The organism is Psychromonas arctica DSM 14288, from assembly GCF_000482725.1.
GTDB lineage: Bacteria > Pseudomonadota > Gammaproteobacteria > Enterobacterales > Psychromonadaceae > Psychromonas > Psychromonas arctica.
Map to the genome: position 1 here is coordinate 372,732 of NZ_AXWP01000008.1, position 9,572 is coordinate 382,303.

Consider the following 9,572-nt stretch of genomic DNA (forward strand, 5'->3'; position numbering starts at 1 on the left):
AGTAACAGAGTTAACAGCTAGTAGTGAAAAAGTGCAGTACTAAAGGTGCATGAATAAAAAAGCGCTTAGCGTATAGTACGCTAAGCGACCATGAACAGTAACGCCATTAACTTATTGAACGTTAGATAATAGCTTAGGGTTAATCACTAGGTTTCTTACTCCATGCGCATGATCTTCTTGATACACGTTGCTTTGTAACCAGGTGCCGACAGTATTGATATCAACTTTGAGTACGTTAGGGCGAACACTCCAAGTCACTTGAAAAGGAGACCCTATTTCGTTATAACCGGGACCGGTTGTTGAACCAAGGTACTCTATTGGATCGCCAGTATTGGTTGGAATGTTTAGTGCTTGTTGGTAATTGCCTGATTTAGCATCTTCTGTTAATTGCACAAAGTTAAGTGCTTGTTTATCGTTTACTAAGACAAATACTTGTGTTTCAACACGTAATTGCGGATTTTTTGTTGGGCTTGCTAAACATGCGCCTAATGTTGGGCCAGGGTTAACTTTTGCTGTTGAATAAACATAATGGACTTCAATTGTATCACCTGAAACTAAGTGGCCATGTGCATTTTTACCAATCTCTGTCTTGATTGGTAATAATTCACTCTCTGTCAATGATCCTGAAAATTTGTAACCACTATTATTGCCTTCGCCATCTCCATTACCGGCATACTCAGTGAACTCCCCACCTTTATGTTCCGCATTTCTATGAAAATGAATATTACATAAGTTCATTTCAGTATATGCGGGGGCTTTTGTAAAAAGTTGCTGGTTGCTGCCGTTTAAATGGTCTATATCTCGAGGGGATTGTGGACCAAAACCTTTGTCCGAGGTGTTTTTCTCAAGTGCAATACGTTGCTCTTTAATAACGTTATCTGTTACTGAGTGATGATGATTTTGTTCTGCAACGACAGAAAAAGGTAACGTTGCAGCTGCATAGGCGATAAATAAATAGGCTTTCATTAGTATGTTTCCAGTATTGATAGGAGCTGTTTTCCAGTGGTCAACTGAAAAAGGCTTTGAATGTGGTGTTGGTAATATTCACTGACCGTTGTATTCATTTAATATCACCATTCTTTGCTATAAATTAACCTGTATTGGCTGTCATGTTGTTGGTTAATGCGCTGTATAATATGAAAATTAAACACCCAAATAAATAACTAGGCGCCTGAAAATACGATAAACTAGACTTCTATTGTTATTAATCAAGTTAGTGCCTTTATGTTACGAAATTTTTTCTTGTCGATCCCGATTAGCTTACGGTTTATGTTGCTGTCAGCTTTCTCTTTTGCATTGATGACCGCATGTGTGAAGCTGGTAAGCACTCATAATATCCCTGTCTTTGAAATCGTTGCTGCTCGCGGCATTATTTCATTGTTGATTAGTTATGTTGATATTAAACGTAAGAAAATCCCTGTGTGGGGGAATAACAAAACGCTGCTTATCGCTCGTGGGGGTGTGGGGACGTTAGCGCTAATTTGCGTCTATTATGCGGTCACGACTTTACCTCTAGCTGAAGCCACATTATTGCAATATTTGTATCCTGTATTTACTGCTTTGTTAGCTTTTTTCTTTCTGAAAGAAAGGATCCAGCGTTCAACATTAATTTGTATTGTGCTTTGTTTATTTGGGCTATTGGCCATGGTGATGCCGAATTTATCGGTCACAGGGGAAGCTGTTTTACCTTGGTTTAGTGTTTGTGCTGCATTATTAGGTGCATTAGGCAGTGGTACCGCTTATGTATTAGTTAAACGCTTAAGTCAATCCGAAGACAGCTCCGTGATCATCTTTTATTTTCCCCTGATTGCCTTACCATTATCCATTATCTTATTAGGCGATAATTTTGTTATGCCCAATACTGAAGCGTTGATTTTATTATTGTTTGTAGGCATTTTTACACAAATTGGGCAGGTCGGCTTAACTAAAGCTATGCAAAGTGAAGTTGCTGCTAAAGTCAGTGCTTTTTCTTATGTGCAAGTTGTATTCTCCGCTATCCTTGGGGTCATCGTTTTCAATGAAGTACCTTCTATTTGGACTTTAATTGGAGGCTCTTTAATTGTGTTAGGTGCATTAGTGAATGTTTTTGGTAAGAAGACAAAATCATAAATAATCACCCATTTAAAATTTATTTTAGAGCGAGATTAAGCTTCTACTCCTAATTATTCAGTACGTTATATGCTGTAAAAGTAAAATTAAGCGGATTTTTATTTTACATGTCATGAATTGAACAAAAAGAAACAAAGAAACGATTGTTTTTATAGTACTATGAACGGTTATACCTTTTGATATAAGCACTGATTATTGTTTTATTAATACACTACTTAGTTAAAAGGCACTATAAGTGAGGCGCTATAGATGTAGCCGTTATTCGTTTGATGAATTGCCTGGGCATATATTCAATACTAATGAGTGTATGCTTCTATCTCACTATTACTCAGTGTAACTATTATCTATGAAGGTGATGACTGGGTAATACTGTTTCTGCTTTTTAGCTCTTTATTTAATTAAATGGCATTTAGCTCAATCAATTAAAATATTAGAAAACAAATTATATAAATGAAAATACCTAAAAGAATTCAACCATTAGTTGACGATGGCATCGTCGATAATGTATTACGCCAGTTAATGAGCGGCAAAGAAGCAACGGTTTATGTTGTTCAATGTGGTGATCAAGTTCGTTGTGCAAAGGTTTATAAAGAAGCGAGCAAACGTAGTTTTAAAAATGCGGTTTTGTACAATGAAGGGCGAAAAGTCCGAAATGGTCGAAATGCACGTGCAATGCAAAAAGGCTCTAAATTTGGGCGTGAACAACAAGAAGAAATTTGGCAGAGTACTGAAGTTGATGCGTTGTATAAATTCGCCGATGCAGGGATTCGTGTGCCTACGCCTTATGGGTGTTTTGGTGGCGTGTTGATCATGGAACTGATCACAGATGCCGAGGGTTATGCTGCTCCACGCTTAAATGATGTCACCTTGTCTCAAGAGAAGGCAATGATTGATCACGCTAAAGTGATGGACTATGTGGTTCGTATGCTCAGTGTGGGAGTGATCCATGGTGATTTATCTGAGTTTAATGTGTTGGTGGATGCAGAAGGCCCCGTGATTATTGACCTACCACAAGCTGTAGATGCGGCTGGTAATAATAATGCTAAGAAAATGTTGTTACGTGATGTCAATAACATGACACAGTATTATTCTCAATTCGCACCAGAACTAGCCCAAACACGCTATGGCGAAGAAATTTGGTCTATTTTTGAAACGGGCGAATTATCACCTAAAACAATATTAACAGGGCGATTTGTTGACTCTGATATTAATGCTGACGTTGATGGCGTACTGCATGAAATTAATGCCGCTCGAGAAGAAGAACTAGATCGTTTAGACCGTATTTCTGACGTTGATTAACATTTTATTGATTAGCGTAAACCTCGTAATATAAATAGTGGGTTACGCTACTTGATTGGAACCACTTCAGTAACAGGCCCACTGCGGCGATTTATTCGTCATTTCAAACATAACCTGAACTCAAACCTCAACTCAAACTTCGACCTCTAATATACTTAGTATTTTGTTATACAGCGTGACAACTAAGTCGCTTTGATTTCTATTTTGATTGAGGCTAGGATGGCTAATTGATACTGGATTAGTCTTTACACTCAAAAGCCCAGTATTAAATCACCTCCGTTTTTTTATTCCTATAGGTTGAAATATGATCGCAACAGTTAAACACTTTATAAGTTCCCTAATACCTAATGAACACCCTGAGTTCGATAATACCCTCGCCATTGCTTCTCTATTGTGTGAGGTTTGTATTGCAGATCATCACTTAAGCGCGGATGAGAAAATAGTTGCTACTCGTTCGCTTGAAAAAGTACTTGATGTTAATGCCGAGAAAGCGGCGGAATTATTAAACGTAGGTATGCAGGAAGCTAAAAGTAGCCAATCTGTGTTTGATTTTACTTCTCAGCTTGGAGATTTAGAGCGCGAGCAACGTATCGGCTTGATTAAGGCCATGTGGCAAGTCGCTTATGCTGATGGGTATCTAGATGAGATGGAAGAGGCTTTAATCCGTAAAGTCGCTAAGCTAATTTATGTTAATCATAGTGATTTTATTCGTACTAAACTCGCTGTTATGCCACAGTAGCTCGAATTTTTTAAGATTGAATTCTTGATTGTTAGTTAATTTGATTTAAATTTTTATGGGGAATGATTATGTCTCAATCAACGTTGCAAATGGTTAAAAATTACCATCAGCAAACAAAACATAGGCCAGGCGCTTATGCTCGCTCAGCGGGATATATGGATTGGGCAAATCAACCCTTGCCTTATCGTTTATACGAAGGGACAGAGAAAATATATCTTCCTTTAAATCAAGAGGTTGCTAGCTCCCCCATTGAGTATATCTTTCAAGTATCACCTGCTTCACCTGCGCCTATTTCAGTAAGCAGCATTGCGTCACTATTGCAAAACAGTTTAGGTTTATCTGCGTGGAAGTCTTATAACGGAACGGAGTGGGCATTACGTATTAACCCTTCAAGCGGTAATCTGCATCCCACTGAATGCTATTTATTATTACCTGAATCACAAGAGTTACCTGAATTACAAGAGCTACCTGAATTATCTGATTCGCAAGAGCTAAAAAAGAAAACCGTACATAGCCTACATTACAATCCTTATATTAATTGTTTAGAGAAACGTGCGCGACTCGCAGATGTTAAGGCTGACTTTTTACAGGATACGACCGGTTTTGCGATTGTTTTAACTAGTATTGCATGGCGCGAAGCTTGGAAATACGGTGAGCGGGCTTATCGGTATTGCCAACATGATTTAGGTCATGCGTTGGCTGCTTTGAATATTGCCGCCAACTTAAATGGTTGGAAAATTGAAGTGTTAGATGAGTTGTCGAACTCTGCTATATCAGCATTGTTAGGCCTTAATCAGTCTCCTCATGCAGCGCAAGAAACTGAATATGTCGATTGTGTTTGTTGGGTAAGCGCACAACCTAGCGATTTACAGAAAGTAAAAGAATGGATAAATGCACTCTCTGACTTTGATTATATGCATCAAAGTAACCAGTTAAGTCATTCGTATCAAGAATGGCCGGTTATTGAAGATGTTTTTAAAGCAAGCCATCAGCAAAATATTTCATTTATTAAAGAAGATCCTGCAACGTTATCTTCACCTGTTTTAAATCCAGATGTTGCGATTCTCAATGCTAATGTTGCTACTGTCAATTCGAATCTTACTGCTAGCAATAAAAGCTCTGAGTCAGTAGAGCAAAGTGCTGAACACTTAATTTTACAACGTCGAAGTGCTCAAAGTTTTGATCGCGAAGCTAGCTTTATATCCAGTGAACTATTTTTAAAGCAATTACACAATACATTACCGACCCAAAGTGTTCCATTCTCTGTCTTGCCACAAACGGCTCAAGTTCATTTACTGTTATTTGTTCATCATGTGCAAGGTCTTGATGCTGGATTATATATTTGGGTGCGTAACCCAATGCATTTACAGGATCTAAAGTCAGCAATGAAGCCGGAGTTTCTATGGCAACCCTGTTTTATAGAACAACCGTTATATGTGCTGAAAAAAGGCGACTTTAGACGCATTGCTAAAGCCCTTAGTTGTGAGCAAAATATTGCCGCAGATGGTGCCTATAGCCTTGGTATGCTAGCGCGTTTTGAAACAAGCTTAAGTCATTCAGCTAGCCAGTACCCATTATTATTTTGGGAAACTGGGTTGATTGGTCAAGTACTGTATTTAGCCGCTGAAAGAGAGGGATTAAGAGGAACAGGAATTGGATGTTTTTTTGATGATCAAGTCCATGACTTAGTTGGATTAAAAGATCAACAATGGCAAAGTTTGTATCATTTTACTGTGGGTAAAGCGATTGACGATAAACGTATTTCAACCAAACCTGCCTATTTTCATTTGCAAGTTAAAGCAGATGGCGAGTCTTATAGCAGTAAATAATCGACTTATTTTTCAGACTAGCAATAAATTTTAAAAGGGGATTATGATGACTTTATTGAGCCAACAAACCTGCCAAGTATGTAATGCCAGTGCACTTTTACTACAAGATGAGCAGATCAAGGTGTTATTCACTGAATTACAAGCGCAATCTGCAAAGAGTCAACAATGGCAATTAGTTGAAGATCAAGGCGTGCTGAAGTTAGCTTGTGAATTCTCCACTAAACGTTATCAACATTCGATAGCCTTTGTTAACCAGATAGCTGAATTAGCCGAGTCAGTGAATCATCATCCTTTACTGGTGGTTGAGTATGGTGTGGTAACGGTGCAGTGGTGGAGTCATATCATCAAAGGTTTACACCGTAATGATTTTATTATGGCTGTTAAAACGAGTGAATTATTTTCTGCAATGACGTTAAATAGAAACTAAATATGGTTAATTAACCTCGTTAATTAATGTTGTTACAACATCCTATGCTCGTTATCTCCCGCGATAAAACGAGACGGCTTAAAGCAAGATGTGAGGCGGTAGAGATAATAAAGCCCCCTCAATTTGTGAAGTGACCCCGTTAAGTTGAGCGATGTTTAAATCGCTTTAATGAGTGTTCTAGCTTCAACTATTCATCCTTCTAAACAAGATGGTAATTCACCTTATAGATAAGACGGTAATAAAAATCGGACTTTTTTATAACATTTTCTTAAATAACAGGTCGGTTTGAATATCTCCACCCATATCAAAACCATGTTCTCCAAATTGCTCAAATCCCATCTTTTTATAAAAGGTAAGTGCCGTATCATTATGTTCCCACACGCCTAACCAAAGATATTTTTTATCTTGTTGTTGAGCTCGTTCAATCGAAAAGTTGATCAACTGTTTACCTAAACCTTGTGATAAGAAGTTTTTTAGCAGGTAAATTTTTTCAACTTCTAATGCCTGTGGATCCAACACATCCGTTTGTGCATTATTTATATTCAATTTTAAAAAGCCTGCGGGGGTTGTTTTTTTATCGTTGGCATAAATGAAATAAAATTCAGAGTGCTGCTGTTGTAACTGTTCTGATAGTTTTTTTATATTTAACGATTGCTCAAAATATTTTTGTAGTAAAGCTTCACTGTTACTGTCAGTAAAGGTTTCATGGTAGGTCTTAATTGCTATTTCTTGTAACAGATGTACTTGTTGTAAAGTACATCTTTCTATGTTTTTGTATAACATGCTGAATATCTGCCTTTATTTGAACGTATAAATAGTTAGATAAATATTGTAACGAACAATTTAAGGTTTTACATAGGCTTATTTACTTGACGCTTTAATCGCTTACTCGCATTCTTACATAATACTATTTATTCTATTTTTATTTACTAGAGGCAATCATGACGCTTATTTTTGATGGACCTGAAGAGGGGCCTTTATTTGTTTTTTCACATGGTGCAGGAGCGCCATTAACGTCAGACTTTATGGAGGAAGTGAGTGTGGGTCTGGCTGAACAAGGCATTCGAGTTGCTCGCTTTAATTTTAATTATATGCAGCAGCGAGTTGAAACGGCGAGCCGGCGCCCACCTGAGCGAGCTCCTCATCTGATCAAGCAATTTATGGAGGTAATACAAACATTAAATCAACCAATGGTGATTGGTGGGAAATCGATGGGAGGCAGAATGGCCACCTTGTTAGCGGCACAGGAGTCCGCCGATCTCTTGCAACATGTTAAAGGCATTGCCTGTTTAGGTTATCCATTTCATCCGCAAGGTAAACCAGAAAAATTACGCGTGGAGCATTTAGCTGCGATTAAACAACCTGTTGCCATTATTCAGGGAACACGTGATAAGTTAGGCGGCCAAGATGAAGTATTAAGTTATGGTTTGCCTGAGCGTTTTAATTGGTTATGGTTAGAAGATGGTGACCATGACTTCAAACCGAGAGTAAAAAGTGGTTTGACTCATCAACAGCACATTCAATCTTGTATCGACTTTCTTGCTGCTTACATTAAAGACTGTCTTAAGTAATCATTGCGTGTGTTATTTTACTTTTTAATACTAAAAAAATTAAAATATTCACGGTTAGCTCAATAAAGTTACTTAATCTTGTTTTTTTGTAAAAGAAGTGTGGATGTATGGTTGAATATTTTTTAGAATCTAGCTCCGGCCAACACCTAAGCAATAATGCTTATGCTTTTCATTCGTTGTCGCAAAAAGCATTTAGATACAGAAGGGATTTACATGTCAATTGATATCAAACCGTTAGCTGTTGCAGATCGTAACGCTTGCCCAGCAGAATTTAGTTTTGGCGAAGTATTTGCCGATCACATGTTTACACAGTCATTTGAACCTACTAATAAATGGTCAAATGCAGAAATTAAACCTTATCAAATGCTACAACTGGATCCTTCTGCATCAGTTCTACATTACGGCCAAGAGATTTTTGAAGGTTTAAAAGCGTACCGTACTGAAAATGGCGAGATTAATTTATTCCGTCCGCGTGAAAACTTCAAACGTTTTAACCGTTCAGCTGCACGTATGGTCATGCCAGAAGTTGATGTTGAATTTCACTTAAAAGCAGTGACTGAATTATTAAAAATAGATAACCAATGGGTACCTGAAAAAAATGGTACTTCGCTATATATCCGTCCAACGATGGTAGCAACGGGAGCTAAATTAGGGTTAGGCGCAAGTGATAAATACCTACATTTTATTATCACTGGACCTGCAGGGGCTTATTTTAAAAATGGTTTCTCACCTGTTTCTGTGTATGTTGCAGATAAATATCGTCGCGCAGTTGTTGGTGGGGTTGGTGAAGCTAAAACCGGCGGTAATTACGCGGCTAGTTTGTACATGTCGGAAGATGTTGCAAAGCGCGGTTATTCACAAGTGCTTTGGTTAGATGCGGTACACGGTAGATATATTGAAGAAGTAGGCGCAATGAATATCTGTTTTGTTTACGGAGATCATATTGTGACACCTAAACTAAGCGGTAGTATTTTACCGGGTATTACACGTGACTCTATTTTACAGTTGGCACCTTCTCTAGGGTACACAGTATCTGAAGAGCAAATCGCCATTGAAGATATTCTAGCGGATATCAGAAGTGGTAAAATTACTGAAGCCTTTGGGTGTGGAACTGCAGCAGTTATTTCACCTGTTGGTCAATTATGTTGGAAAGACGAAGATTACTTTATCAATGATAATAAAGCAGGTACGGTTTCTCGTAATTTATACGATGAGCTAACGGGCATTCAATACGGTTTACGTGAAGATAAATTTGGTTGGATTGAAAAAGTTAACTACTAAACGTTAATGCCAATTTAAAATTAACTCTCCATCTAAAAAAGGCGCTCATTAGCGCCTTTTTTGTTTGCCCAGCAAAGCTGGCAAACCCGCTCACTTGCAAGAAAGTGAGATCACCCTGATTGAGGGGAAGATAATCCGAATGGCAAGGGCGTCACTGGCTAACGGTGGGGTCTGAAGGAAGCCATAGGAAGTTAGAAGTACACAACTAACCGTAACCTGTTTCGGCAGTGTTGGTGGATAAGCGTCCAAAATAGCGCGAAGTCCAATACTCAGTCAGACCAACACTGTGTTTGAGGGTGGTCATTTCTAACAGGGAG

Annotated in this window: 9 protein-coding genes; 7 read left to right on the plus strand and 2 right to left on the minus strand. The window is 38.2% G+C overall.

The window, feature by feature from the left end:
• Window positions 1–111: 111 nt before the first annotated feature.
• The gene (locus tag H592_RS0103660; RefSeq protein ID WP_028867571.1) at window positions 112–966 is read right to left on the minus strand and encodes a delta-class carbonic anhydrase; all 855 of its coding nucleotides are present in this window, start codon (window positions 964–966) and stop codon (window positions 112–114) included.
• A gap of 258 nt (window positions 967–1,224) precedes the next feature.
• Here H592_RS0103660 and H592_RS0103665 point away from each other — a divergent pair, with 258 nt between their 5' ends.
• The 5 genes from H592_RS0103665 to H592_RS0103685 all read left to right on the plus strand — a co-directional run bounded on the left by H592_RS0103665 (window position 1,225) and on the right by H592_RS0103685 (window position 6,403).
• Entirely contained in the window at window positions 1,225–2,109 is an 885-nt protein-coding gene (locus H592_RS0103665) for a DMT family transporter (protein ID WP_028867572.1), read from the plus strand.
• A gap of 450 nt (window positions 2,110–2,559) precedes the next feature.
• Window positions 2,560–3,408 (plus strand): PA4780 family RIO1-like protein kinase, encoded by an 849-nt coding sequence (locus tag H592_RS0103670; RefSeq protein WP_028867573.1) that lies wholly within the window; start codon window positions 2,560–2,562, stop codon window positions 3,406–3,408.
• Between the two features lie 304 nt (window positions 3,409–3,712).
• Window positions 3,713–4,147, plus strand: coding sequence for a tellurite resistance TerB family protein (locus H592_RS0103675; RefSeq protein WP_051368949.1), 435 nt, complete (start codon window positions 3,713–3,715; stop codon window positions 4,145–4,147).
• Between the two features lie 68 nt (window positions 4,148–4,215).
• Window positions 4,216–5,976: a SagB/ThcOx family dehydrogenase gene (locus H592_RS21440; RefSeq protein ID WP_037070821.1), complete on the plus strand. Its 1,761-nt coding sequence runs from the start codon at window positions 4,216–4,218 to the stop codon at window positions 5,974–5,976.
• Between the two features lie 43 nt (window positions 5,977–6,019).
• Window positions 6,020–6,403, plus strand: a complete 384-nt coding sequence (locus H592_RS0103685; RefSeq protein WP_211235611.1) for a 4a-hydroxytetrahydrobiopterin dehydratase — start codon at window positions 6,020–6,022, stop codon at window positions 6,401–6,403.
• Window positions 6,404–6,658: 255 nt separating this feature from the next.
• Here the strand turns inward: H592_RS0103685 and H592_RS0103690 are convergent, their stop codons facing one another.
• Window positions 6,659–7,186, minus strand: a complete 528-nt coding sequence (locus H592_RS0103690) for a GNAT family N-acetyltransferase (RefSeq protein WP_037070825.1) — start codon at window positions 7,184–7,186, stop codon at window positions 6,659–6,661.
• A 158-nt stretch (window positions 7,187–7,344) separates the two neighbouring features.
• Between H592_RS0103690 and H592_RS0103695 the strand changes: the two genes are divergently transcribed.
• On the plus strand, window positions 7,345–7,974 hold the full coding sequence (locus H592_RS0103695) for an alpha/beta family hydrolase (protein WP_028867577.1): 630 nt from the start codon (window positions 7,345–7,347) through the stop codon (window positions 7,972–7,974).
• Between the two features lie 213 nt (window positions 7,975–8,187).
• On the plus strand, window positions 8,188–9,255 hold the full coding sequence (locus H592_RS0103700) for a branched-chain amino acid aminotransferase (protein WP_028867578.1): 1,068 nt from the start codon (window positions 8,188–8,190) through the stop codon (window positions 9,253–9,255).
• The last annotated feature ends 317 nt before the right edge of the window (window positions 9,256–9,572 follow it).

Coding starts and splice junctions, on each gene's coding strand:
- H592_RS0103660 (WP_028867571.1), bottom strand. CDS start 966: ATGAAAGCCTATTTATTTATCGCCTATGCAGCTGCAACGTTACCTTTT.
- H592_RS0103665 (WP_028867572.1), top strand. CDS start 1,225: ATGTTACGAAATTTTTTCTTGTCGATCCCGATTAGCTTACGGTTTATG.
- H592_RS0103670 (WP_028867573.1), top strand. CDS start 2,560: ATGAAAATACCTAAAAGAATTCAACCATTAGTTGACGATGGCATCGTC.
- H592_RS0103675 (WP_051368949.1), top strand. CDS start 3,713: ATGATCGCAACAGTTAAACACTTTATAAGTTCCCTAATACCTAATGAA.
- H592_RS21440 (WP_037070821.1), top strand. CDS start 4,216: ATGTCTCAATCAACGTTGCAAATGGTTAAAAATTACCATCAGCAAACA.
- H592_RS0103685 (WP_211235611.1), top strand. CDS start 6,020: ATGATGACTTTATTGAGCCAACAAACCTGCCAAGTATGTAATGCCAGT.
- H592_RS0103690 (WP_037070825.1), bottom strand. CDS start 7,186: ATGTTATACAAAAACATAGAAAGATGTACTTTACAACAAGTACATCTG.
- H592_RS0103695 (WP_028867577.1), top strand. CDS start 7,345: ATGACGCTTATTTTTGATGGACCTGAAGAGGGGCCTTTATTTGTTTTT.
- H592_RS0103700 (WP_028867578.1), top strand. CDS start 8,188: ATGTCAATTGATATCAAACCGTTAGCTGTTGCAGATCGTAACGCTTGC.